At 69.0% G+C, this 25286-nt stretch carries 21 protein-coding genes and 1 pseudogene; 13 read left to right on the forward strand and 9 right to left on the reverse strand.

From position 1 onward, the window contains the following. Positions 1 to 110 precede the first annotated feature (110 nt). Positions 111 to 1796, forward strand: coding sequence for a ricin-type beta-trefoil lectin domain protein (locus ACQEVG_RS35755; RefSeq protein ID WP_432991723.1), 1686 nt, complete (start codon positions 111 to 113; stop codon positions 1794 to 1796). A gap of 23 nt (positions 1797 to 1819) precedes the next feature. Here ACQEVG_RS35755 and ACQEVG_RS35760 read toward each other — a convergent pair whose 3' ends face one another. Beyond that, complete coding sequence (locus ACQEVG_RS35760; RefSeq protein WP_432991725.1) at positions 1820 to 2701, reverse strand: diacylglycerol/lipid kinase family protein; 882 nt, start codon at positions 2699 to 2701, stop codon at positions 1820 to 1822. A 28-nt stretch (positions 2702 to 2729) separates the two neighbouring features. After that, positions 2730 to 4325, reverse strand: coding sequence for an FAD-binding oxidoreductase (locus ACQEVG_RS35765; RefSeq protein ID WP_432991727.1), 1596 nt, complete (start codon positions 4323 to 4325; stop codon positions 2730 to 2732). 69 nt (positions 4326 to 4394) lie between these two features. On the opposite strand from ACQEVG_RS35765, the gene ACQEVG_RS35770 reads away from it, so the two are divergent. The 4 genes from ACQEVG_RS35770 to ACQEVG_RS35785 all read left to right on the forward strand — a co-directional run bounded on the left by ACQEVG_RS35770 (position 4395) and on the right by ACQEVG_RS35785 (position 8370). After that, positions 4395 to 4994 (forward strand): TetR/AcrR family transcriptional regulator, encoded by a 600-nt coding sequence (locus ACQEVG_RS35770; RefSeq protein ID WP_432991729.1) that lies wholly within the window; start codon positions 4395 to 4397, stop codon positions 4992 to 4994. Next, positions 4991 to 6547, forward strand: coding sequence for a glycerol-3-phosphate dehydrogenase/oxidase (locus tag ACQEVG_RS35775; RefSeq protein ID WP_432991731.1), 1557 nt, complete (start codon positions 4991 to 4993; stop codon positions 6545 to 6547). The genes ACQEVG_RS35770 and ACQEVG_RS35775 overlap by 4 nt, the downstream gene beginning before the upstream one ends. Before the next feature lie 218 nt (positions 6548 to 6765). Next, on the forward strand, positions 6766 to 7206 hold the full coding sequence (locus tag ACQEVG_RS35780) for a hypothetical protein (protein WP_432991733.1): 441 nt from the start codon (positions 6766 to 6768) through the stop codon (positions 7204 to 7206). A 144-nt stretch (positions 7207 to 7350) separates the two neighbouring features. Next, positions 7351 to 8370, forward strand: a complete 1020-nt coding sequence (locus ACQEVG_RS35785) for a zinc-dependent alcohol dehydrogenase family protein (RefSeq protein WP_432991735.1) — start codon at positions 7351 to 7353, stop codon at positions 8368 to 8370. Between the two features lie 94 nt (positions 8371 to 8464). Here the strand turns inward: ACQEVG_RS35785 and ACQEVG_RS35790 are convergent, their stop codons facing one another. Together ACQEVG_RS35790 and ACQEVG_RS35795 are read right to left on the reverse strand one after the other, a co-directional pair. Beyond that, complete coding sequence (locus ACQEVG_RS35790; protein WP_432991737.1) at positions 8465 to 8680, reverse strand: helix-turn-helix transcriptional regulator; 216 nt, start codon at positions 8678 to 8680, stop codon at positions 8465 to 8467. 11 nt (positions 8681 to 8691) lie between these two features. Next, positions 8692 to 9120, reverse strand: a complete 429-nt coding sequence (locus ACQEVG_RS35795; protein WP_432991739.1) for a hypothetical protein — start codon at positions 9118 to 9120, stop codon at positions 8692 to 8694. 461 nt (positions 9121 to 9581) lie between these two features. On the opposite strand from ACQEVG_RS35795, the gene ACQEVG_RS35800 reads away from it, so the two are divergent. Then, on the forward strand, positions 9582 to 11108 hold the full coding sequence (locus ACQEVG_RS35800) for a nucleobase:cation symporter-2 family protein (protein WP_432991741.1): 1527 nt from the start codon (positions 9582 to 9584) through the stop codon (positions 11106 to 11108). Positions 11109 to 11331: 223 nt separating this feature from the next. Then, positions 11332 to 12579, forward strand: a complete 1248-nt coding sequence (locus ACQEVG_RS35805) for an RNA-guided endonuclease InsQ/TnpB family protein (protein ID WP_432991743.1) — start codon at positions 11332 to 11334, stop codon at positions 12577 to 12579. Between the two features lie 13 nt (positions 12580 to 12592). Here the strand turns inward: ACQEVG_RS35805 and ACQEVG_RS35810 are convergent, their stop codons facing one another. Beyond that, entirely contained in the window at positions 12593 to 14149 is a 1557-nt protein-coding gene (locus ACQEVG_RS35810) for a M4 family metallopeptidase (RefSeq protein WP_432991745.1), read from the reverse strand. A gap of 355 nt (positions 14150 to 14504) precedes the next feature. Between ACQEVG_RS35810 and ACQEVG_RS35815 the strand changes: the two genes are divergently transcribed. Continuing rightward, positions 14505 to 15053, forward strand: coding sequence for a CchlQ (locus ACQEVG_RS35815; protein WP_432991747.1), 549 nt, complete (start codon positions 14505 to 14507; stop codon positions 15051 to 15053). A gap of 21 nt (positions 15054 to 15074) precedes the next feature. Here ACQEVG_RS35815 and ACQEVG_RS35820 read toward each other — a convergent pair. Further along, a pseudogene (locus tag ACQEVG_RS35820) lies at positions 15075 to 15458 on the reverse strand (alpha/beta fold hydrolase); the annotation flags it as partial. Positions 15459 to 15572: 114 nt separating this feature from the next. On the opposite strand from ACQEVG_RS35820, the gene ACQEVG_RS35825 reads away from it, so the two are divergent. From ACQEVG_RS35825 to ACQEVG_RS35840, 4 genes are all read left to right on the forward strand, one after another. Continuing rightward, positions 15573 to 16217: a TetR/AcrR family transcriptional regulator gene (locus ACQEVG_RS35825; RefSeq protein ID WP_432991749.1), complete on the forward strand. Its 645-nt coding sequence runs from the start codon at positions 15573 to 15575 to the stop codon at positions 16215 to 16217. A gap of 58 nt (positions 16218 to 16275) precedes the next feature. Then, complete coding sequence (locus tag ACQEVG_RS35830; RefSeq protein ID WP_432991751.1) at positions 16276 to 17961, forward strand: response regulator transcription factor; 1686 nt, start codon at positions 16276 to 16278, stop codon at positions 17959 to 17961. 199 nt (positions 17962 to 18160) lie between these two features. After that, positions 18161 to 19546: an FAD-binding oxidoreductase gene (locus ACQEVG_RS35835; protein WP_432991753.1), complete on the forward strand. Its 1386-nt coding sequence runs from the start codon at positions 18161 to 18163 to the stop codon at positions 19544 to 19546. 125 nt (positions 19547 to 19671) lie between these two features. Then, on the forward strand, positions 19672 to 20820 hold the full coding sequence (locus tag ACQEVG_RS35840) for a serine hydrolase domain-containing protein (protein ID WP_432991755.1): 1149 nt from the start codon (positions 19672 to 19674) through the stop codon (positions 20818 to 20820). Positions 20821 to 20862: 42 nt separating this feature from the next. On the opposite strand, the gene nhaA is transcribed toward ACQEVG_RS35840, so the two are convergent. Beyond that, positions 20863 to 22695, reverse strand: a complete 1833-nt coding sequence (nhaA, locus tag ACQEVG_RS35845) for a Na+/H+ antiporter NhaA (protein WP_432993138.1) — start codon at positions 22693 to 22695, stop codon at positions 20863 to 20865. A gap of 204 nt (positions 22696 to 22899) precedes the next feature. Here nhaA and ACQEVG_RS35850 point away from each other — a divergent pair, with 204 nt between their 5' ends. Then, a complete protein-coding gene (locus ACQEVG_RS35850; protein WP_432991757.1) occupies positions 22900 to 23508 on the forward strand; it encodes a rhomboid family intramembrane serine protease in 609 nt (202 codons plus the stop codon). Between the two features lie 116 nt (positions 23509 to 23624). On the opposite strand, the gene ACQEVG_RS35855 is transcribed toward ACQEVG_RS35850, so the two are convergent. Together ACQEVG_RS35855 and ACQEVG_RS35860 are read right to left on the reverse strand one after the other, a co-directional pair. Beyond that, positions 23625 to 23843, reverse strand: coding sequence for a hypothetical protein (locus ACQEVG_RS35855; RefSeq protein ID WP_432991759.1), 219 nt, complete (start codon positions 23841 to 23843; stop codon positions 23625 to 23627). A gap of 666 nt (positions 23844 to 24509) precedes the next feature. Next, entirely contained in the window at positions 24510 to 25205 is a 696-nt protein-coding gene (locus tag ACQEVG_RS35860) for an SDR family NAD(P)-dependent oxidoreductase (protein ID WP_432991761.1), read from the reverse strand. Positions 25206 to 25286 lie beyond the last annotated feature (81 nt).

Genomic DNA, 25286 nt, shown 5'->3' on the forward strand with positions numbered 1-25286 from the left:
TCCCTGCGGAACCGGCTGCTCCACTATGGGCTCCAGTTTTCTGCTGGTAAACCCGGCGTGTTTCCGTCTGGACAGGCGGGTCGGTCACGCCGTAGTGAGGAGTCAAGAGGGTGCCAGAGCTCCACCAGGTCGGTCCGCATTCCGCGGACGAGACACCGCTCTACACCGCCCTGTCGGACGCGGAGCTTACCGAACGCATCCGCGCCGGTGCCCCGCGCGCCTATCCCGCCGTCCAGGAGCTCAAGCGCCGCCACCTGCCCAATGTCCTCACCTACGCCCGGCTCTGCGGACGCAACCAGGTCGCCGGGAACCAGCTGGCCGTCCAGACCTTCGATCTCGCCGCCCAGGAGGCGTGCCGGGGCATCGAACCCCGGGGGAACTGGCGTCACCATTTGCTGATGCTGGTTCAGCGGGTGGGCCTCAGCTGGGCCGACAGCAGCCGGGTGGACCGGCTCGAACCCGATTTCGTCGCATGGATCGATGACACCGCCGACATCACCGCACCGGGGCTGCCGGAGCCCCGGCGCCTTCGGTTCGAGGAGTCGTCCGCCATGCTCACCGGCTTCTACCGACTGCCGGAGCTGACGCGGGGCGTCCTCTGGTACGCGCTGGTGGACGAGGAGCCGGACGCCACGGTCGCCGGCTTCCTCGGCGTCGAACCGAACTTGGTTCCCGAGCTGCGGGAAAAGGCGCAGAACGCCATGCGACAGGCCTATGTCCGGGCGTATCTGGAGCGTTGCGGGGACAGGAAGTGTCTGGGATTCCGCCGCATCATCGAGGTGTCGGCGCGGCCGGGGGACGGGCGCCGCAGCGAGGATCTGACGCTCCATCTGACGGAATGCCCCAGCTGCACCCGGCTGGTCGCGGAGCTGACGCGGATGGCGGACAAACCGCAGGCCGTGTTCGCCGAGGGCCTGCTCGGGTGGGGCGGCGCGGCCTACGTGGCCCGCGGCCCCGTGCGTGGCCTTCTTGACGCCGTACCGGTCCAGCCCGACCGGTCGAAGCCGACGGCCGGCATGTCGGCTGCATCCGCGAAGTCGCCGCAGGGCGACGGGATGCCGCGGAAGAGCGCATGGCGGCCGTCCATGCCCGTCGTCCTGGTCGCTGTGGCGGTCGCGCTCGCGGGCGTCGTCGTCGCCGGCACTCTGCTGGCGGCCGCCTCCGGGAACTCCGGCCCGGCCCGCGACCGGGCGGAGGAGCCGCCGCTCCGGGAATCCTGGCCCACCGAGGCCACGCCCACTCCCACTCCCACCCCGTCGGCGAGCCCCACCGCGGCGCCGTCCAAGAAGCCCTCACCCTCGCCGAGCGCCACTAGTTCAGCCCCGGCCCCCAAGCCACCGGCGCCCGCTCCCTCGAAGAGCGTCCCGCCCCGGCCCGTGCCGATCGTCCCGGGTGGCGGCTTCAGCCAGGTCGTCAACGCCGATTCCGGACTGTGCCTGGACATCGCGAACGGTGTGATGGCGAACCGCACCGACGTCGTCACCGCCCGCTGCAGCGGTGCCCGGACCCAGCAGTGGAGTCTGGACTCCATCGGCCTCCTGCGCAGCAACGCAGATCCCGACTACTGCCTGGACTCGCGCGGCGACACCGACCGAGGCGTCGGCATTTGGTCCTGCGCCTCCGTCAATGGCCAGAACGGCGCCAATCTGCTCTTCATCGTCGATGGATCAGGAGCCATACGTCCACAGATCGCGCCGGACTTCGCCCTCGAACCCCTGGGAAGCTCCGAGGGCAATCCGCTCGACTTCGACCCTGCCGACGGAGACAGCGACCAGCGCTGGACCGCCGGGACCTAGGGCTGGGGCTGCACGCCTGTCCGTCAGCAGAGCACGCTGAGTGCCCCCGGCTGCACCCTTGCCGTGACGGGCAGCGTCGCCTCGATCTCGCCGTCCGCGCCGTAGGGGATGTCGCGATCTGCCTCGATGCGAATCTCCTTGCCCCGCAGGATCTCGACTTCCGGGCGCCGCACGTGTGCCCCCGTCTTGAGCTCATTCATGATCGCGAAAAACAGCCGCCTGGGTGCATGCCGGATCACGACCACGTCCAGCAGGCCGTCGTCGAGCCGTGCGTCGGGGGCGATCTGGCGGCCGAACCCGTAGAAGCGGGAGTTGGCGGCCACCACCGTGTAGCCGCGCCGTTCGTGCAGCACGCCGTCCACGGTGATGCGGTACGAGACGGGTCGCCAGGTCAGCACGGCGCGCATACCGCCCGCGTAGTACGAGGCGGCGCCCGTCAGCAGCCGGGAGGTGTTGGCGTACTGATTGGCCACCGCGTCGACTCCCGCGTACACACTGCCCAGCACGCATGTTCCGGGGTGCACCGCTGATTCGACCTGGATGGTGTCGATCGCCCGCGGCGAGGCGTTGAGCAGCACTTCGGCCAGGGCGGGTGCGTCGGCCGGAAGGCCGAGCGCGCGGGCAAAGTCATTGCCACGGCCTGCCGGGACGATGCTGAACACGGTGTCGGTGCCACTCAGTGCCCCGCCGACGCAGCCGGCAATTCCGTCGCCGCCCACGGCGAGCACCACGTGCCCGCGCTCGCCGGCCTGCCGTGCCAACTCCCGCGCGTGCTCCAGGCTGCGGCTGTACTGGGTGTCGAGCTGCGCCCCGGCCTCCCGCAGCAGGCGGCCCAGCGGGAGCAGGGCCGCCGTACCGCTGGAACCGCCTGCGGTGGGGTTGACGATGGCGGTGAAATCTCGCATGAATGCGCCTCCGGTCGGCCAGGGCCAGTCAGCGGACGGGGATGAGGACGCCGGGGTTGAGGACTCCGGACGGGTCGATCTCGTTCTTGACGGCCTGCAGGATGTTGACCCCGACAGGGCCGATCTCCCGCGTGTACCAGTCGCGGTGGTCGGTACCGACGCCGTGATGGTGGCTGATGGTGCCGCCGGCGAGAAGGATCGCGTCGTTGGCGGCCCGCTTCACGGGGGCCCAGTGGGCGATCGGATCGTCCCCCTGCGCCGAGACCACGGTGAAGTAGAGGGACGCGCCGTTCTCGTACACATGGGAGATGTGGCACATGACCAGGGGCGGGGTGCCCGCGTCGGTCAGGGTCGTGGTGAGTGCCCGGCGCACCGCGTCGTACAGACCCGGCAGCCCGGACCAGAACGTCGCCGTCTCCAGGGTCTCGGCGAACGCGCCGGCGTCCAGCAACGCGTCGCGCAGATACGGGGCGTTGTAGCGGCCGTGGGCCCACCGGTCGCCCGGTTCCTCGCCGAGGAGTTCACCGCCGCAGGCGAGCAGCACCTCCCGGGCCCTGGCACGCCGGCCCGCGGTGTCCTCAGCGGTGCCCTCGTAGCCGGTGATTGCCATGCAGCCGGCCCCCTGCGGGGCGTCGGACCCGCCGATGGCGTCCGGCTGCGCGAGGCCGATGAAGGTCTCCGTCTCGTCCGACAGCCGTAGCACGGTCGGCAGCGGACCGTCCTGGGCGAGCTTGCGCAGTGCCACCGCGCCCGCCTCGAAGGACGAGAAACGCCAGCCCTCGTAGATCCTGGTCTGCGGCACGGGCCGGATCCGCACGGTCACCGATGTGATGACACCCAGTGCGCCCTCGGAGCCGAGGAACAGCTGGCGCAGATCCGGTCCCGCGGCCGATCGGGGCGCGCGCCCCAGTTCCAGGGTGCCCTCCGGGGTGGCCACGGTGAGGCCGAGCACCATCTCGTCGAATCGGCCGTATCCGGCCGAGGCCTGGCCACTGGAACGCGCCGCGGCGAACCCACCGATCGAGGCCCACTCGTACGACTGCGGGAAGTGGCCCAGGGTGAAGCCCTGTTCATTGAGGAGCGCCTCGCACTCAGGTGCGCGCAGCCCGGGCTGGACAACGGCGGTGCGGGAGACTTCGTCGAGGGCGAGCAGACTGTCCAGTCGGCGCAGGTCCAGCGCGATGAAGCAGCGCTGTGCCTCGGGGGCCAGTCCGCCGACGACGGAGGTCCCGCCCCCGAACGGCACGGCGGACAGTCCGTGTTCGGCGCAGACTCGCAGCAGGGCGAGCACCTCGTCGTGGCTGCCCGGCAGTGCGACGGCTGCCGGGATGTCGTCGACCTCGCCGGCCCGGATGCGCAGCAGGTCGGGAGTGGACTTCCCTCGGGTGTGCCGGATGCGCGCCTCTGCGTCGGTGCGCAGATGCGTGGCGTCCCCCAGACAATCGACGAGCGCCTTGCGGGTCTCGTCCGTGAGGGGGCAGTCGGGAGCGGGGATGCTGTCGATGTCCGCGGGTCCGCTCTCCCTCGGCGTGACGCCCAGCAGGTCGCGCAGCAGGCCGACCACCGTGTCAGGCAGCGGGGCCGCCTTGGCCGGGTCTCCCCAGCCGCTCCACAACATGTCCACTTGGATCCTCACCCTCGGTTTTGCGGGTCGTCGTGCCGCACGGCCTGTCCTGCGATTACACTGTGACAGATGACGCCCATTCGTCACAACCGTTCGGACGGAGATGCCGTCCTCGACGCGGCACGCGACTGTGTCCTGGCTGTCGGTGTACGCCGCACCACCCTGACCGACGTGGCCCGGCGCGCCGGTGTCTCCCGTATGACGCTCTACCGCCGCTGGCCGGACGTACGGACCCTGGTCGGCGACCTGATGACCCGGGAGTGGATCGCACTCGCCGTCGGCACGATGACCGGCCCGGAACCCGACGTCCCCACCCGGACCCGGCTCATCGACGGAATGGTCGCCGGAGTCACCGCCTTTCGCGCCCATCCGCTCTTCCGCAAGATCATCGACGTGGACCCCGAGCTGCTGCTGCCCTACGTGCTCGACCACCGGGGCACCAGCCAGGACGCACTGCTGGGGCTCATTACCGGTGCCCTGCGGGACGGCCACACCGACGGGTCCGTCCGCCGGATGAACCCCGACCTTCAGGCCCGCTCGCTGCTGCTCGTCGCACAGTCCTTCACGCTCTCGCTGCGCACGATGACCGACGAAACCGACCCTGAACTCACCGAAGCGGCCTTCCTCGAAGAGCTGCGGACCCTCCTGGAGAGGACCCTTACGCCATGAGCCGCTCGAGTGGCCGTGCTCCTGCCCCCTCCTCGCTCAGCGCGGCACGCCGACGCCGCGAACTCGCCGAACTCGCCGACGGCGCCCGGGTCGACGTCCTTGTCATCGGCCTCGGCGCGACGGGCGCCGGAGCCGCACTCGACGCCGCCTCACGCGGGCTGACCGTCGCCGCCATCGACGCCCATGACCTCGCCTTCGGCACCTCACGGTGGAGCTCGAAGCTCATCCACGGCGGACTGCGCTATCTCGCCACGGGCCAGCTCGATGTGGCCCACGAAAGCGCCGTCGAACGCGGCGTCCTCATGGAACGCACCGCCCCCCACCTGGTACGCGCCCAGCCCTTCGTCCTGCCGCTCACCCCCATGGTCTCCCGCGGCCAGGCGGCGCTCGCCTGGGCCGGCTTCAAGGCGGGAGACCTCCTGCGCGCCTCCGCCCACACCTCGCGCACCACTCTGCCCGCTCCCCGCACGCTCTCCGCGGTGGAGACGCGGCACATGGTCCCCGCGCTGCGGCCGACAGGCCTGCGCGGGGGACTGCTGTCCTGGGACGGTCAACTCACCGACGATGCACGCCTGGTGACCGCGATAGCCCGCACGGCGGCCGCGCACGGCGGCCGCATCCTCACCCGCACCCGCGCGCTCTCGCTCACCGGCTCCGGCGCCAGGGCGCGCGACGAACTCACCGGAGAGGAACTGGAGATCCGTGCCCGCACCGTCATCAACGCCACGGGGGTCTGGGCAGGCAGCCTCGTCGACGAAGTACGGCTGCGCCCCTCTCGCGGCACGCATCTGGTCCTGCGCTCCGAGGAGATCGGCGGCCTGGCCGCCGGGATGCACATCCCGATCCCCGGGGAGTCCAACCGGTTCGTACTCGTCCTGCCGCAGGGCGACGGCCGGGTGTACGTGGGGCTGACCGACGAGCCGATCGAGGGCGCCGTCCCGGCCGTACCGGAGGCGCCCGAGACGGACATCGGCTTTCTCCTGGACGTGCTGGGCTCGGCCCTCGACGTATCCGTCAGCCGCGATTCGGTGGTGGGAGCATTCGCCGGGCTGCGTCCGCTCCTGGACACCGCGACGTCGGGCACCGGCCGCACCGCCGACATCTCACGCAAGCACGCCGTTGTGACGTCAACCCAGGGTGTGGTCACGGTCGTCGGTGGCAAGCTCACCACCTACCGGCGGATGGCCCAGGACGCCGTCGACGCCGCCGTCACCGGGAGTGGTCTGAGCGCCGACCGGTGCCGCACGACCTCGATCCCTCTGGTCGGCGCCGCCCAGCCCGGCACGCTCGCGACGCTTGCCGCGCCCCGCCGCCTCGTCCTCCGCTACGGATCCGAAGCCCCGGCCGTCCACGCACTCGGCGTGGCCGACCCGTCTCTGGCCCTGCCCGTGGTTCCCGGGCACCCCGTCACCGGCGCCGAGCTGCTGTGGGCGGTCCGCCACGAGGGAGCCCTCGACGAGTCCGACATTCTCGACCGGCGCACCCGTATCGGCCTCGTCCCGCACGACCGCCGAGCGGCGTGCGAAGCCGCCCGCGACGCGCTGGCCCGCTGAGCTCGGGCGGACCCTTTCACGCATCCGGTTTCAGGCGTCGGACCGCCTGAAACCGAAGTGAAACCGCGGTGAAGGCGACCGCCCACAAGCTCTGCGGCATCGCGCTAGGAGACCCGGGCCAGCAGCATCAACTCGGTGGTCATCAGAGAAGGTTAGCCCTTGGGATAAAGTGCCGAGGCCTGCCAAGGCCTGATGAATTGCGCAATAAGGGATGCTGGATGGACCCCATGAAGGACCCTCGGATCAAGAGATGGGCGGAAGGTGCGCGTGCTGACCTCGATTACCTGGACTTCCTCTCCGCGCATGTAGGGCTGACCGAATGGATCGCCCTGTCGCGCGTGTTCCTTCCGCAGTTCGTCGAGGTGGAGGGGTGTGTGTTGTGGGATCGTTCGTACGATCCCGACAACTTTCGGATGTGGCACAGGGAATTGAAGGGGGATGTCGTCTCGATCGAAGCGACCCTGAATCAATTCAGGCTGTGGCAGTACATCGGTATCGAGGAAGACGCCGAATCCGAGGCCAACGCCTTTGCGCTGGCCCAGGAGATCGCGAACTCGTGGCGTCTCTCACTCGGGCGGGCATTTCCGCAGCGGAGCTTTGAGGTGCAGGCGACCGACACGGTGGACGGCCCCATCGTGTCCTTCACGAGCCGGCCGTAGGACTCGCGTCTCTCCCGCTCGCGTGGCCGGCTGCCCGCATCCGGGTGCCCCCGCCCCCGTACGGGGGCATCCTGGGGTCGGGTGCAGCTCCAAGCCTCCTGACCGTGAGCAGGCAATGCGGCCCAAGCGGAGAGGAGAGCGACGATGGCGCAGCCGATCCCCGCTACGACGTCCGCCTGGGTGGTCGAGCGCCCGGGACCGATCGCGTCGGGCCCCCTGCGGCTGGTGGAGCGCCCGCTGTCGGCGCCCGGCCCGGACGAGCTGCTGCTGCGCGTGCGCACCTGCGGGGTGTGCCGGACCGACCTGCATCTGGCCGAGGGCGACCTGGCACCCCGCAAGGAGCGCTGTACGCCGGGCCACGAGGTCGTCGGCGAGGTGATCGCCACCGGGCCCACTGTCGAGCAATTCCGCGCCGGTGACCGGGTGGGGGCCGCCTGGCTGGCGGGAACCTGCGGGCAGTGCGGGTACTGCCGTACCGGCCAGGAGAACCTGTGCCCCGACTCCCGTTACACAGGCTGGGACATCCACGGCGGATTCGCCGACCATGTCGTCGTGGACGCCCGATACGCCTACCGCCTGCCGGAAGGGTGGAGCGACGAGGAGGCCGCACCCCTGCTCTGCGCGGGAATCATCGGCTATCGGGCACTGCAGCGGGCCGAACTGCCGCCCGGTGGACGGCTCGGCATCTACGGGTTCGGGGCTTCCGCACATCTGACCGCTCAAGTCGCCATCGCCCGCGATGCCGCCGTCCATGTCGTGACCCGCTCGCCGCAGGCGCAGCAGTTGGCGCTGGACCTGGGGGCGGCGTCCGCGGGAGCCGGTGATCCCCCGCAGCCGCTGGATGCCGCGATCTTGTTCGCACCGGTCGGCGCTCTGGTGCCGGTGGCGCTGGCCGCGCTGGACCGCGGCGGCACACTCGCGATCGCCGGGATCCATTTGAGCGACATACCGCCGCTCGACTACGCGAGCCATCTGTTCCAGGAGCGGACCGTACGCAGCGTCACCGCCAACACCCGCGACGACGGTCGTGCCTTCCTCGCCGAAGCGGCCCGGACACGGCCCACGGTGCGGGTCACGCGCTATCCGATGCGGCAGGCCGACCGGGCCCTCGGCGATCTGGCGGCCGGACGGGTCACCGGGGTGGCCGTGCTCGCCACGGGGTGAGCGCCGTCTCACACGGTGATGACGACCTTGCCGCGTGCGAGGCCGTTGCGCAGATGCACATCGGTTGAGCCGTACACGTCCTGGACGATGGCCTTTATGGTGCCTCTCCTTCAATTTCCGTGTACTGGAACACGGTGTCGAGCGGGACGTTGAACACCCGGGCGATCTGAAAGGCCAGCTCGAGGGAAGGGGAGTAGCGGCCCTTCTCGATGGCGATGACGGTCTGGCGGGTCACGCCGATACGGTCCGCCAGCTGCGCCTGCGTCATCTCTTTGTTCGCGAATCGGAGGGCTCGGATCGAGTTCGTCACTCTGGTCGGCCTCACCACGGCTGAAAGCCCCGGCGGTAGGCGACGAGTTTTGCCGCGCAGCCGAGGACCGACGAGAGGACGAACGCCAGGTAGATCGCGTTGGCGATCCAGAAGTGGTTCAGCTCTGCCATCGACATGCCGAGTGCCGCAACGCCACCGATGACGACGAACGAATGGCCGATGTACTCGCCGAACCGGCCGATCTCCCTGTCCCGTTGGTCCTTCTTGTCGGCGTCCTTGGGTGAGGCGGTGGCCACCACGATCTGGAGCACGATCGTCATCGCGATCGCGGCGCCGATCGTCCACAGCAGCGTCGAGACGTACGGCACTTCGGTCAGGGGGGTGCTCTCCGCTCGCCCGAGGATGATGGCGAGGTAGGTCGCATACGCGCCGACCGTGACCACCGCCATGATCCACGTGCGCTTCTCTTCGAACGACACGCCTGCTCCTATGTAAAAGAAACTTGACATGGGTGAATGTAAGGAACTGTGGACACCATGTCAAGAATTCTTGACTCCAGCTGGGTCGATGCGTCGGCCCGCCGGACAGCCGGAGGCCGGGAAGGTTCGTCGTCTCACTCGGGTGGATGCGCGGATCTCGGCCTGAAGTGGCCCCGCCGCAGGGGCACTTGGCGCTGCCCAGCGCCAGGGAAGTCGACCCGGCCTTGGAGGTTTGGCCAGGTGGGGGCCCCGCACGCGACCCCTTCTTTGGAGGAGTCTACGATGTTCGCCGAGTTACCGTCTGGCGTTGGATATGCGTTCAACAGGACGAAGGGCCGACGGAGACACCGCGAAGCTTCGATCCCCATGCGACTGGCTGAAACCAGGGTGCGCCGTCGTTGTCGCGCCAGGGATAACCAGAGCTTCCTCTCACTACCTACCTCTTGAAGGGCAAGGCGGAGATGGCACGAGTCGCTTGGCTTTCCGCTGCCGGAAAGCAGAGCGAGCACCCGGTCGACGAGGTGCTCCCCCTCCCGAAACTGGCACTCTACGGTTTCCAGCACGTCCTGGCGTTCTACGCCGGTGCCGTGATCGTCCCCATCATCGTTGGCGGGGCCCTCGGCCTCAACCGCGAACAGCTCGTCTACCTGATCAACGCGGACCTGTTCACCTGCGGTATCGCCTCGATCATCCAGGCCTTCGGCATCGGCCGGATCGGCTCGCGGCTGCCGCTGATCCAAGGAGTCACCTTCACCGCGGTGTCCCCGATGATCGCCATCGGCCTGGGCGCCGGCGGCGGCACGGCCGCACTGCTGGTCATCTACGGCGCGGTGATCACTGCGGGCCTCGCCACCTTCGCCTTCGCCTGGCTGCCCGCTCCGGCCTTCAGGGCGGTGCTGAGGCTCTTCCCGCCGGTGGTCACCGGCACGGTCATCACCGTCCTCGGGCTGGTCCTCATCCCGGTGGGGCTGAACGACGCCGCGGGCGGTGTGGGCAGCCCGCACTTCGGCGATCCCGAGAACTTCGCCTACGCGGGCGGCACCATGGTCTTCATTCTGGTGCTGATGAAGCTCGGCCGGCCGTTCCTGTCCAGCATCGCCATCCTGCTCGGGCTGGTGGCCGGCACCGCGGTCGCCTTCCTGCTGGGCGACACGAGCTTCGCGGACGTCGGCAAGGCGAACTGGCTGGGTGTCATAACGCCCTTCCACTTCGGCGCCCCGCAGTTCCAGTGGTTCCCGATCCTGCTGATGCTGATCGTCATGCTGATCACCATGGTGGAGACCACCGGTGACACGTACGCCATCGGCGACATCGTCGGCAAGAAGATCGACGGCGAGACCGTGGCCCGCGCCCTGCGCGCCGACGGCGCCGCGACCGCCCTGGGCGGTGTGCTCAACTCCTTCCCGTACGTGGCCTTCGCCGAGAACGTCGGCCTGGTGCGGATGACGAAGGTGAAGAGCCGCTTCGTGGTCGTGGCGGCCGGCATCTTCATGATCGTGCTGGGCATGCTGCCGAAGGCCGCCGCCGCGGTCGCCTCGGTCCCGCACCCGGTGCTCGGTGGCGCCGCGACCGTGATGTTCGCGATGGTCGCGCTGGCCGGTATCCAGACCCTGGCCAAGGTGGATCTCAAGGAAGAGAAGAACGCCCTGGTGGTGGGCGTCTCGTTGGCCGTGGCCCTGCTGCCCTCCACCGTCCCGGTGCTGTTCCAGGACCATATGAACGAGGACCTCTCCTCGCTGCTGAACAGCGGCGTCACGCTCGGCGCGAGCACCGCGATCCTGCTGAACCTGCTCCTCAACGGCCTCGGCCCGAAGGAGCCGGTGATCGAGGCGGGCGTGGCCGACAGTGTGCTGACGGGCGTGGACCCGGCGGACGCCGCCGCGGACCCCGCTCCCGCCCCCGCAGGCGTAGCGGCTCAGAGAGCCCCGGCGAGCGGCGCCCCGGCGGGTGCGTCCGGGCAGCCAGCGGAGGAGCCGGAAGGCGCCTAGGAACTGCCGCCGGGCTCGCTCGCGGGCCCGGCGGTCATCTGCACATACAGCGCAGCGATGGGCGACGACCGGTACCGGGACTCCTGCAGAATGCCCCGGCGTTCACGCCGGGGATGAATGCATCTCAGGACCGCTCTGACCTGCACCTAGAGCGGGTGATTTTGCTGCCTCGTCTGTAATCGTTCTGCTCGTCCATGAGACCAATCGTCGTAGGGTCTTGGTTGTGCAACTCCGCTACAACTACCGGGCCTACCCGGATGCCACTCAGCGCCGTGCGCTGGCCCAGGCGTTCGGGTGCGCCCGCGTGGTGTGGAACGACTGCCTGCGCGACCGCAAGGAAGCTCACGCGGCGGGGCTGCCGTATGTGAAGTCGGCGGGGTTGTCCCGGCTTCGCATCACCCAGGCCAAGCGCACCGAGGAACGGGCCTACCTCGCCGACGTGTCAGCGGTCGTCCTGCAACAGTCCCTTCGGGACCTCGACACCGCCTACAAGAACTTCTTCGACAGCCTGGGGGGCAAGCGGCAGGGCCGCAAGGTTGGGCCGCCCCGGTACAAGTCGAAGAAAGACGCCCGGCAGTCGATCCGCCTCAACACCAATGCCTTCTGCCTCCAGGAGAACGGCACGGTGTACGTGGCCAAGGTCGGCAACCTCAAGGTCAAGTGGTCCCGCCGGCTGGCGGTCGCACCCACGTCCCTGACCGTCACCAAGGACAGCTGCGGCCGGTACTTCCTCAGCTTCGTCGTGGACACCGGGCCGGACATCCTCCCGGAGGTGCAGGCGGAGTCCGGTATCGACCTGGGCCTGTCCGCCTTCGCGGTCCTGTCCGACGGCCGGAAGATCGACAGCCCCCGCTTCCTGCGCCGGGCGGAGAAGAAACTCAAGCGCCTTCAGCGGGAGCTGTCCCGCAAGGCCAAGGGATCGAAGAACCGGGCCAAGGCCCGTATCAAGGTCGCACGCCGGCACGCCAAGGTGGCGGACCGGCGCCGGGACTGGCACCACAAGGCTTCCACACAGATCATTCGCGACAACCAAGCGGTGTACGTGGAAGACCTCGCGGTGTCCGGCCTCGGCCGCACTCGGCTCGCCAAGTCTGTGCACGACGCGGGATGGTCCGCGTTCGTCGGCATGCTGGAATACAAGGCGGTCAAGCACGGCCGCACCTTCGCCAAGGTGGACCGTGCTTTCCCGTCCTCGCAGGTGTGCTCGGCCTGCGGATTCCGGGACGGCCCCAAACCCCTGCACGTCCGGGAGTGGACGTGCGGCGAGTGTGGCACCGTGCACGACCGCGACTACAACGCAGCATGCAACGTCCTCTTCGAAGGACGCCGTATCGTCGCCGCCGGACGGGCGGAGACGCTAAACGCCTCGTGGAGCGCAGGTAAGACCAGGACGAACGTCCCGGCACAGCGCGTTGAAGCAGGAAGCCCCCGGAAGGGCCAGACGGCCCAGGCCGGAATCCCTGGACTTTAGACCAGGGAGCACGTCAATTCACGTTGACCGCACCCCAGGCCGCGGCGACCGTCTTCGCCTCCGTGCCGTCCGCGCCGTACAGGTCGTTGGCCGCCTTCACGGTCGCCTCACGGGCAGCCTTGTAGTCGGTCGTCGAGGTCATGTACGTGGTGAGCGCCTTGTACCAGATCTTGTAGGCCTTCTCCCGGCCGATCCCGGTGATCGTCGAGCCGTCCGAGGTCGGCGAGTCGTAGTCGACCCCGTTGATCGTCTTCTTGCCGCTGCCCTCGGACAGCAGGTAGAAGAAGTGGTTCGCGATGCCGGAGGAGTGGTGTACGTCCAGGTTGCCGGCGCCGGCCTTCCAGGCGTCCAGGGATCGCCCGTCCTTGCTGGGCTTGTCCATGTAACGCAGCGGCGTGCCGTCGCCGTTGATGTCGATCTCCTCGCCGATGAGGTAGTCGCCGACGTCCTTCTTGTTGTTGGCGAAGAACTCCACCGAAGTGCCGAAGATGTCGCTTGTCGCCTCGTTGAGACCGCCTGACTCGCCGCTGTACTCGAGGCCCGCGGTACGGGAGGTCAGGCCGTGGCTCATCTCGTGGCCCGCCACGTCGAGCTCGGTGAGGGACTTCTTGTTGCCCTCGCCGTCGCCGTACGTCATGCAGAAGCAGCTGTCGTCCCAGAAGGCGTTGACGTACGACTGACCGTAGTGGACCCGGGAGTACGCGGCTTTGCCGTCGCCCGCGATGCCATTGCGGCCGAGCTCGGTCTTGTAGAAGTCCCAGGTCGTGGCGGCGCCGTAGGCCGCGTCGACGCCGGCGGTCTGCCGGTTGTCGTTGGTGCCGCTGCCCCACTTGTCGTCATCGTCGGTGAGCAGCTTGCCGGTGCCGCTCTGGCCCTGGTTGAGGTCGTACGTCTTGTGGCCGCCGCGCTCGCCGTCGGTGAGCTCGAAGCCGGAGCCGCTCTTGGTGGTGGAGAGGGGAACTTCGCCGCTGTACTGGCTGGCGCCGGTGCCGGTCTCGACACCCTCGTACTGGTGCAGCTTCTTGCCCGTGGTGGCGTCCGTGATGATGTGCAGCTTGCTGGGCGTACCGTCCTTCTGCACACCGGCCTTGACCGTCTCGAAGGCGAGGACGGGCTTGCCGTCGCCCGCCCAGATCACCTTGCGGGCGCCCAACGCGGCTTTGCGCACGGCATCGGTGGTCGCCACCGATATGCGCGCGTCGTTCGCCTTGTCCACGCCCTTGAGCGTGCCGTTCTTGGCGGTGTGCGTGACGAGGTCACCGCCGAGGACGGGCAGTCCGGCATAGGTGCGCTCGTAGCGGGTGTGCACCGTGCCGGCGGCATCCTTGATGACGTCACGGACGACCAGCTTTTCCTTGGCACCGAGGCCGAGCCCTGCGGCGGCCGAAGTCGCGTCGGCCTGGGCGGACTTGATGGCAGCGGCACGTGCGGACACGTCCGTCGGGGCGGGGGTGGGGCCGTCCGCCCGGTCGGGTGCTGCAGTCGCGGAAGCGGTCTGCACGCCGACGACGACCATGGCGGCCGCGGCCACGAGGGCAGCGCCGCGCAGGGTGTTCTTGTGGGGGGTCATGCGATCTCCGTCGCTCGTTCTGTGGGGGGTTGATCGCTGCCGAGCGTGTCATCGAATGATCGAAATTGACGGAGTGTCGACAATTACCTCACAAGCTTTTGACCAGTTCTTGTCCGAATGGAAGTCGCTGTTGTCCGCTAACCGGCGAACCTCAGAGACTTGGCCAACTCGCCGCAGGGGCGGGGGAGTAGGTGGCGTCCCCTGTGCGCAGAGGCGCGGGTGGTCGACGCGAGGCTTGCCGGGGAAGGGAGTTCGCGCGGCCGGTACGGGCTCCAAGTGGCGCCGGACACTGTTCTCCGGGCGAAGTCGCGCGTAGATTCCAGCCTTTGACGTTTGATCACAGCTGGGGGAAGACGTGGACTGGGGGACGCTCGTCGCGGCGGTAAGCGGTGGCTCTCTTGCCATTTCCGGCACGGTGCTGGCTGATCACCTGCGCCATCGCCACGAAGAGGACCGCGGAGTCGGGACCCGGCGGCGGGCGGTGTACATCGAGTTCATCTCCGCTGTGGGGGCGTGCCACGCGCGGTTGCGCCAGATCGCCGAAGTCCCCGGCGCCGAAGCCTGCCTGGACACGGCCACCCGTGCGGCACTGAGTGATGCAGCGATCTACGAAGCGCGCGAACGGCTGTTCATCGATGCGTCCGCCGCCGTCGCCAGTGCCGGGCAGGCGATGTTCGAGCAGCTCCGCGCTCTGCAACGCGCGGTTGCGGCAGGCGCGACGCTGACATCACCCGCCTTCCACGATGCCTACCACCCTTACCTCGGCACGGTCTGGGCCTATCGGGTCGCAGTACGCAAGGAGTTGGAGGGAAAGCCCCTCTCGCCCGCGGCCTTCGGATGGGACGGGTGGGATGGCAAGGACCGATGCCCGATATGCCAAGGGACGGCCGTCCCCGGAACGTGAACGGGCTCTGACCTGCGAGGCGACGGAGTCCATGAAGTTCAGCATCCGGCCGTTGATCTGTTCCGCATGGTCGATCTGCGGTCCGTGGCCGGTGTTTGAGACGGTCTCGGCGCGTGCGCCCGGTATCAGGCGCGGGACGCGCTTCACTTGCCGCCGCGGATGCACGAGCAGGCTTCGCTTGCAGAGCACGAGATAGAGCGGGGTGCGGATGGTGCGCAGTTCGCCCTCGGTGAGGGGAAACGGAGCCGGACGGTGTATGCGGTGGGCGCGCACGCCGGACCTGATCATCGTGTGCAGCTCCGGCACGATGAGGACCGGCTGTTCCAACCAGGCCGCCAGGCGGAGGCGTAGCGACGTGGGCGCGAAGGTCGCGAAGAGGCTGGCGAAGATCCAGACGAAGAAGCGGCGGGAGCATCCGTTCTTCGTGGTACAGCCGTACCATCTAAATGGTACGGCTGTACCAGGAAAATGACCCGGCAAGAGGCCGAGCAGAGGGACCGACGAGCGGAGACGCGGCAGATGCCCAAGCGCGTGGACCACGATGAACGGCGTACCGAGATCGCCGAGGCACTCGTCCGCGTCGCCGGGCGGCGCGGACTGCACGCCGTGGGGATGCGCGACGTGGCCGCAGAGGCCGGGGTGTCACTGCGACTGGTGCAGTACTACTTCCAGACCAAGGAGAAGTTGCTGCTCTACGGGCTGCAACACCTGGCCGGCGGATTCGGCGAGCGGGTCGCCGCCCGGGTTCGGGCCGCCGGGGACGACCCGGGGCCGCGCGCGATGGTCGAGGCGCTGCTGAAGGCGTCGTTGCCGACCGACGAAGAGAGTCGCACCTTCCAGCTCGTCCATACCTCGTACGCCGTTCTGGCCGTGACGGACGAGGCGCTCGCCGCCCAGCCCTTCATCAAGAACCCGGACGCCGCTGAGGATGCCGTGACCGACCTGCTCCTGCAGGCGAAGGACGCGCAACTCACCCGGCCCTGTACGGATGCGCGATTGGAGGCGATCAGCCTGCTCGCCATGGCTGCGGGACTCGGCACCAGCATCCTGGTCGGCCGGCGCAGCCCGGAGTCCGCCGCCGCGGTCCTGGACCACCACCTGGCCCGGATCTTCCAGGACGGCGGGCGCAGCGACGGCGAACCCGGCGAACGGCCTCGAGGGTAGCCCGCTCCTATCCTGGTGAGGTGGGGTGCGGCTCGCGGAGCGCGAGAAGGGAGCCTCGGTGGCTGAGCAGATCACCCACAGCGAGCAGGCGATCGAACAGGCCAGGGCTGCTGTCGCCCGCGAGGCGTGGGCCGATGCCTACGCCGCCTTGCGCGACCTGGACAACGACGGGACGACCCCGGACGACTTCGCCGCGCTCGCCGACGCCGCGTGGTGGACCAGCCGCATCGAGGAGTCGATCGCAGCGCGCACAAAGGCCTACTCCGGTTATGTGGCGGCAGGCGCCGCCCGGCAGGCCGGATTCAGCGCCTGGATGCTCTTCTACGAGTACCAGCTCGCGGGACGTACGGCCGCGGCCGCCGGCTGGCTGCGCCGGGCACGTCAGCAGCTCAGCGGCGAGCCCGAGTGTGTCGAGCAGTGCTATCTCGCCTGGGTCGAGGCAGAAGAGGCACAGCAGCGCGGCGCGTTCGACGAGGCCATGGGCTCTGCCCGCCGCATGGCCGGCATCGCGCGGCGCTGCAGCAGTCCGGATCTCCTTGCCATGAGCACCCAGGCGCAGGCGAGCGTGCTGCTGGCCCAGGGGCGGATCGCCGGCGGGCTCGAACTGCTCGACGACGCCATGTGCTCGGCCATGGCGGGCGAGCTCAGCTCGTTCTTCACCGGGTGGACCTACTGCCTGGGGCTCCAGAAGTGCATGGCCTGCGCCGACCTGGAACGAGCCGTCGAGTGGACCGACGCTGCCATGACCTGGTGTGCGTCGATGCCCGAGGAGAACAACTTCCGGGGTCTGTGCCGGGTGCATCGGGTGGAGGTGCTCGAGCTGCGCGGGGAATGGTCCCGGGCCGAGACCGAGGCGGTCATGACGTGCAGGGAGCTGCTGCCCTACGAGGCCCGGATCGCCGCGGAGGCGTTCTACCTGACTGGAGACATCCAGCGACGGCGCGGCGATCTGGCCGCGGCCGAGGCGTCGTACGGCCGCGCGCACGAGCTCGGCCGTGACCCGCAGCCGGGCCTTGCGCTGCTGCGCCTGGCCCAGGGCAGGGCCGACTCATCCGCTGCTGCCCTGCGGCTCGCGGTGGCAGCCGAGGCCGGTGCGGGTGAGGGCGGCGCACCTGGCCGCCTCAGGCGCTGCCGGCTGCTCGCGGCCCAGGTGGAGACCTCGCTCGCCCTCGGACAGCTCGACCAGGCCCGTACGGCGGCGGACGAACTGGAGTCGACCGCTCGCGAGTGGCAGCAGCGGCGCGAGTCCGAGACCACCGCGCTGCATGCGATCGCCGCCGCGGCGGGCGGCGCGGTGGCATTCGCCGACCGTGACCTCGGACATGCGCTGCCGCTGCTGCGCCGGGCGCTGTCGCTGTGGCTGGAGCTGGGAGTTCCGTACGAGGCGGCGCGGGTCCGGATGACCCTCGCCGCCGCCGACCGTGCCGCGGGGGACGACGAAGGCGCACGGCTGGAACTCCACGCCGCACACACGGCCTTCGAGCGCCTCGGCGCAGTGCCCGATGCGCGGCGGGCGGCGGCCTTGCTCAGCACTGTGCACCACCGTCGCCCCGGCGAACTCACCGACCGGGAGGCCCAGGTGCTGCGCCTCGTCGCCGCAGGCCGGACCAACCGGTCCATCGCCTCCGAGCTGGTGATCAGCGAGCACACCGTCGCCCGCCACCTCAACAACATCTTCGCGAAACTCGACGTGTCCTCGAGGGCCGCCGCCACGGCGTACGCGTACACGCACGGGCTCGCGTGATCCCGAAGCCGCGCATGATCCCCGTACGTGATCCGGCCCATGGGCTGTTCTGCCCATGCCCGCTTCGCCGAAATGGGCGGTTCCGCCGATGAGAGTCTGCCGGCGCGGTGCCTACAACAGTGCTGTCCCCATTTCCCGAGAACCCCGAATTTCCCGAGAACCCCGAAAACCCCGAGATCGCGGAAAGCCGGTGGCGGCCATGACCACCTACACATCGGTCCTCGACGACAAGCTGCTGGCGCGCCTGCAGGGCGCCGTACGCGGCGAGATCGTCCAGCCCGGCGACGCCGACTACGACGAGGCCCGCAAGGTCTACAACGCGATGCACGACAGGCGGCCGGCGATCATCGTCCGGGCAGTCGACGTGGGCGACATCGCCGCCACCGTGGACTTCGCCCGCGAGCAGCATCTGCTGCTGGCCGTGCGCGGCGGCAGCCACAGCGTCCCGGGCTACGGCACCTGCGACGGTGGCGTCGTGCTCGACCTCGGTCGCATGCGTGGGATCCGGGTCGACCCGCAGGCGTCCACGGCTCGGGCCGAGGGCGGCTGCACCTGGGCGGATTTCAACCACGCCACCCATGCCTTCGGCCTGGCCACCACGGGAGGGGTCGTGTCCAGTACCGGTATCGGCGGGCTGACCACGGGAGGAGGCATGGGGTATCTGGCCCGGCGGTGCGGGCTGGCCTGCGACAACCTGATCTCGGCCGATCTGGTCACGGCGGACGGATCCTTCCTGACCTGCACGAAGGAGCACAACGCCGACCTGCTGTGGGCGGTCCGAGGCGGAGGCGGGAACTTCGGGGTCGTCGCGTCCTTCGAGTACCGGCTGCACCCCGTGGCCGACATTCTCGGAGGGCCGACGTTCTACCCACTCGACGGCGACGTGATGCGGCGATACCGGCAACTGATCGCCGATTCCGACGAGAAGCTCGGCGCTCTGCTCGTCGTCGCGCTCGGCCCGCCGGTACCGTTCCTGCCCGAGCACTGGCACGGGCGGCCGCTCTGCGCAGTGGTCACCTGCTGGAGCGGCCCCGAGGATGAGGACGACCAGATCCGTGCCCGTCTCGCCGACCTCGGCCCGGTCCTGGGGCAGTACGTCGACCGCATGCCGTATCCGGTGATCAACACTCTCTTCGACGAACTGCTCCCCGCCGGCCTCTTCCACTACTGGAAGGGAACCTTCAGCCAGGGCCTGCCGGACGGAGCCATCGACGCGTATGTCGATTACGGTGCCACGACGCCCACCATCCAGAGCGCGACGGTGGTGTTCCCCATCGACGGGGCGTGCCACAGGGTGCGGCCCGAGGAGACCGCATTCACCTACCGGGACGCCGACTTCGCCACCGCACTCAGCCCGACCCTCCTCACCCGCGCCGACTGCGAGGCCAGCGTGGGCTGGGCGCGCGCCTTCTCCGGGGCGCTCGAGCCCCACTCGTTGGAGGGCGGTTACGTGAACTTCATGGACCACGACGACCAGGACCGCGTCCGGGTCAACTACCGGCAGAACTACGACCGCTTGAAGGCGATCAAACGGCGCTACGACCCCGGCAACCTGTTCCGCCTGAACCACAACATCGCGCCCTGACAGCCGGCCCGCGCCCGACCTGGCCCACCCAGCAATCGGCCTTTCGGATTCGACGGCACCGGCACGATGATTCTGCGCCGCGCCGGGCGTCCTACCTTCGACCGCACACTTGAGAGGGTGGGCCCATGGGCGAACTGCGCGACACTCTGGAGTCACACGTCAGTAAGGGCTCGGTACCGGGCGCGGTGGGCCTAGTGGCCCGCGGTGACCGGGTCGAGGTGGCGGCCGTGGGGTCCGCTGACATCGAGGGCACCGCCCCGATGGGCAGGGACTCGATCTTCCGCATCGCATCGATCACCAAACCCATCGTCGCCGCGGCCGTCATGATGCTGGTCGAGGACGGCCGGATCGCGCTGGACGACCCGGTCGGGCAGTGGCTGCCGGAGCTGGCGTCACCGAGCGTCGTCCGTACGCCGGCCGCGCCGGTGGACGACGTGGTCCCGGCGGTCCGGCCGATCACTGTGTTCCATCTGCTCAGCTCCCGTGCCGGGTACGGCTTCCCGTCCGACTTCTCGCTGCCCGCGGCCGCGCCGCTGTTCAGCGAGCTGAAGCAGGGACCTCCGCAGCCGCAGACCGTCCCCGCGCCGGACGAGTGGATGGCGAGGCTGTCCCGCATTCCGCTGCTGCATCAGCCGGGCGACGGCTGGTTGTACAACCTCAGCTCCGACCTTCAGGGCGTGCTGATCGCCAGGGTCACCGGGCGACCGCTGCCCGAGTTCCTGGCCGAGCGGCTGTTCGAGCCGCTCGGGATGGCCGACACGGCATTCGCGGTACCGGCCGCCAAGCTCGACCGGTTCACCGGGTACTACCGGACCGATCCCGAGGGCGGTCTCGAGCTGGTCGACGCCGCCGACGGGCAGTGGAGCAGCACGCCGGCGTTCCCGAGCGGCGCCGGCGGGCTGGTCTCGACCGTCGACGACTGGCTCGCCTTCGGCCGGATGCTGCTCGCCGAAGGGACGGCCGGCGGCCGCCGGGTGCTCATGCCCGAGTCGGTGCGGCAGATGACCGCCAATCACCTGACCCCGTCCGAGCGTGCGTCCGCCGGGTTGTTCCTCGAGGGAATGGGCTGGGGTTTCGGCGGCGCGGTCGACGTCGAGGCCGTCCAACTGTGGAGCGTGCCGGGACGCTATGGCTGGGTCGGCGGCACCGGAACGACAGCGCACATCACACCGTCCACGGGCGCGGTCACCATCATGCTCAGTCAACTGGAGATGGGGGGACCGAGCTTCCCCGCGCTGATGCGGGACTTCTGGCGGTACGCGGCCGGCGTCTGAGGCGGGCCGTGGTGCGGGGCGGTGGCGTCGGACCCTCGGGAACTACGACCGTCGGACGGCTGCGTGCTGACGGGCCGTTCGTACGGCGGTGGTGAGGTGGGCGATGTCGTAGGCGCCGTGGTGGCGCCGTCCGTTGATGAAGAAGGTGGGTGTCCCGGACACGCCGCTGAGGTCGGCGGATTCGACATCCTCGGCCACCCGCGCGGCGCCGATTCGCTCTCGCAGGTCGCGCTGGAAACGCTGTGCGTCCAGGCCGATCTCCCTCGCGTGGCGGACGAGGTCGGATGCCTTCAGAGCGTCCTGGCGTTCGAGGAGGAGGTCGTGCATTTGCCAGAACGCGCCCTGTGCGGCGGCGGCTTCGGCCGCTTCCGCGGCCAGTTGGGCGTGGGGGTGGACATCAGTCAACGGCAGATGCCGCCAGACGTAGCGGACATCCCCGAAGTCGGCGAGAAGAGCGCGGACGACGGGTTCCGCCTGACCGCAGTAGGGGCATTCGAAGTCGCCGTACTCGACCACCGTCACCGGAGCGTCCGACTGCCCGCGGATGTGGTCGCGTTCGGCGTCGACAGGCGCGGCCAGGTCGACGATGCCCTCCGTCGCGCCCAGTAGCGCACGAAGCTGCGTACGGCGCGGCAGCAGTCCGATCACGGCCGTGACCGCCCAGGTGAGGGCGAAGGCACAGACGACCGCGCCAAGGATGCCGATCTTCGCCTGTTCCAGCTGGTCGCCGGTGAAGGCGAGGGTCGCGATCAGCAGGGACACGGTGAATCCGACGCCTGCGATGGTGCCGCCGGCCGCCGTCGCGCCCCAGCCGACCGGCGGACGCACCCGTCCGCGGCTGAGCCGGCTCGCAAGCAACGACGTACCCAGGACCGCAATCGGCTTGCCCAGCACGAAGCCGAGCAGGATGCCGAGAGTGACCGGTGAGTTCACGGCGCTCGACAGCCGCTCGGCGCTGACAGGGATGCCCGTGTTGGCCAGCGCGAACAGCGGCACGATCACATAGCTGGTCCACGGGTGGAACATCCGCTGCAGCCGCTCGTTCGGCGAGATGGCCGATGCCAGTCCCTGCCGTACCGAGCGCTCGAGCTCCGGTGTGGGCTGTTCACGGAACAGCCGGAACAAGCTGCTCGCGCGCTCCAGGTCGCTGCGGGCCGCAGGGTAGGCGTAGGTGAGCAGCCCGACGGCCAGACCGGTGACGACGGGGTCGACGCCGGACTTCAGCAGCGCGGTCCATGTCGCGATGGCGAGCACTGCGTACACCGGGCCGGGGCGTACGCCGGAGGCCCGCAGCAGCAGAATGACGCCGAAGAGGCCCAGTGCCACCACGAGGGCGGCCACGGCGATGCGGTCGCTGTAGGCGACTGCGATGACGACGAGCGCCACGAAGTCGTCGACGACGGTGACCGTGAGGATGAAGCCACGCAGGGCCGCCGGCAGGCGCGAGCCGAGCAGGGCGAGCATGCCCAGGGCGAATGCGGTGTCCGTGGACATCGCGGCACCCCAGCCGTGCACTGAGGCGTGGCCGCTGTTGATGCCGAGAAAGATGGCCACCGGTACGAGCATGCCGGCGATACCGACGAGCAGCGGCAGGGTAGCGCGGCGCCGTTCACGCAGCTCCCCCATGTCGAACTCGCGGCGTGCTTCGAGTCCGACGACAAAGAAGAACAGCGTCATCAGACCGTTGTTGACCCACTCGCGCAGATCGAGCGACACGCCGTGGGAACCCAGCTCGAGCGACAGGTGCGTGCCCCAGAAGGCTTCGTAGGAGGCCGGCCCGATATTCGCCCAGGCAAGCGCCGCCAGCACCGCGACCAGCAGGAAGGTGGCACTGCCCGTCTCGGTCCGCAGAAAGGCGCGCCACGGCGTTCGCATGTCGTCGCCGCAGACGGTCTGCCCGCCCAGGCCGGGAGCCGCTGAAGGTTCGGTCACCACGTGATTCTCTCCCGCATCGCGCGGTCGAGCCTGCTCGCGCACCGCTACCGAGTTGGCCGCCCCCGGGTGGGGCGGACGTGGAACCGAGTAAGGTGCGCTGGTCGTTTCCAGGGTGGACGCATTCGTACGGCGCAGGGGGCTGAAATGGCAGGCACAGACGTCACGCAGTGGCGCGGGTCCGACCGGGCCGTGGCTGCGGCCAAGCTGATGGTCGGCTGGGTGGCGCTGCTGTGGGTGCTCGAAGCGGTCGACGCGGTAACGGGCCACGCGCTCGACGCATACGGAATCGTGTCGCGTGAGCCGGCCGAGCTGGCCGACATCATCCCGGCAGCCTTCATCCACTTCGGCTTCGGGCACGTCGCGGGCAACAGCATCGCGCTGCTGGCCTTCGGCTTCCTCGCCGCGCTCGGCGGAATCCGCCGCTTCCTGGCCGTGTCGCTGCTGATCGTCGTGGTGGACGGCCTCGGCGTCTGGCTGATGTCCCCGTCCCACACGAACACGGCGGGTGCGTCGGGTCTGATCTTCGGCCTGTTCGGCTATCTGGTGATGCGCGGGTTTGTCGACCGCAAGCTGCTGGACGTGGGCGTGGGCCTGCTGATCGGCGCGATCTGGGGCAGCACGATCCTGCTCGGCATATCCCCGGCCAACACCGAGATCAGCTGGCAGGGCCACCTCTTCGGCCTGATCGCGGGCGTGGTGGCGGCGTTCGTCTTCCGCCGCCGGGCCGGGAAGTCCAGCCCGGCCGGCGGTTGACTCATGAACCCCGGAACTGGAGGTTCCGGGGTCCTGGCCGACCTGCCGGTCCGCAGATGGACCGGTTGGTCGAATGAGGCTCCTGGGCTGTAACGCCTTGTCGCAGACGCCGCTTGTCAGATGGCGGTGGTCTGCACCGTGACGAGGCCGGAGAGCTGCGAAACAGGCAGGGCGGGCGCGAGGGACTGGGCAGTCCCGACGACATCGCCGACGCCCACGGAGGCGCCCTTACCGGCGACATCGGCACCGGCGCTGGCGACACCACCGGAAATGTTGTCCAGCTCGCTGTCGGAAATCTCGCCGGTCTCGATCGCAGGGGTGAAGTCCTGACGCATGACTTTCCCTTCCTTTCATGTTCTGAGGGTTCCTGAACTGGCACCCGGCGGGTTTACGGCAAAGCAAACCCGGCCGGTTCAACGGTCGTCTGCCGCCCCAAATCGGGCATCAATAATTACGACTCCCGCACTCGAAGGATGCAATCACGCCAACGGACCGCCCGGCAACTTACTGCGCGGTTCTTTTCGGTGCACGCACTTCGTCACCACAACATGCTCTGAAGTGCAGTTTCTTCGCCCGTCGGTGGGTGACGAACCCCCTCGCACGTAATGTACCGGCCAACACTCACGGAAAAGCCTGCACACGCCCCTGACAGGGCATATCTGCATTTACTGTTCAACGGAGGCCCGGTGAGGCGAGATGACATGAGATGTCTATTTCTTCTGGTTATCGGCGTATAGGCGAACGGAAAACGGCATTTAGTGACGAGGTGCGCGCCGGCGCACCTGCCTTCTCCCTCCCGGGGCAGCGGAGAGGGAATTACTCCGTCGCGTGGAAAGCGCCCGCACGAGAAATACCAGCCACGAAATGACATGGGCCGTCGCGCGATTTCGCAGCACGTTTTCGGTATGCGCTGCTGAGGCAGCCCACGACGATCCACTGTCGAAACAGATAGAATTCCGGCAGGCTGCTGGCTGCTTATGCTTTCGTCGTGGGCTCCGGGGTCACCAGACGACCGGGCCGGTCCTGTCGAAGAAGCCGCCGGTCGGCCCGTCCGCGCCGACGGCAGCCATGCGGACGATGACGTCCGCGCCCTCTTCGACAGTGTTGGTGCCCTGGTGGCCGTTGAGGTCGGTGGCGGTGTAGCCGGGGTCGACGGCGTTGAACCTGATGGCGGGGTACGCCTTGGCGTACTGCGAGGTGATCATGACCAGGGCGGTCTTGGAGGAGTTGTAGTCCAGCAGCGCCACATGGAACTCTATGCGGTTGGGGTCGGCGGTCGCCGCGAGCGAGCCCAGGCCGCTGCTGACATTGACGACGACCGGGGTGTCGCCGGCCTGCAGGAGCGGCAGGAAGGCGTGAGTGACGCGCACGACGCCGAAGACATTGGTGTCGTACGTGGTCCGCATGTCGGACCCGGTGACCTCGCCGACCGGCTTGCCCGCGCCGCCGATCCCGGCGTTGTTGACCAGGACGTCGAGGCGGCCGGCGTCCTCGCGTACGAATTCGGCGGCGGCCTTGACGGAGTCCTCGTCGGTGACGTCGATCTGGACAAAGCGGGCGCCGAGCCTGGCGGCCGCCTCCCGACCGCGCCGGGCATCGCGTGCCCCGACGTAGACGGTGTGCCCGGCCTCGATCAGGCGGCGGGCCGTCTCGAAGCCCAGGCCCTTGTTCGCTCCGGTGATCAGTGTGGTGGGCATGATGTTCACTCCGTTGATCGGTGGGTTGGTGATGCCTCCACCCTCGTCGCACTGCGGACGAACAGGCAGTACCCGCCGTTG

Source organism: Streptomyces sp. CA-135486, assembly GCF_050936555.1.
Lineage (GTDB): Bacteria > Actinomycetota > Actinomycetes > Streptomycetales > Streptomycetaceae > Streptomyces.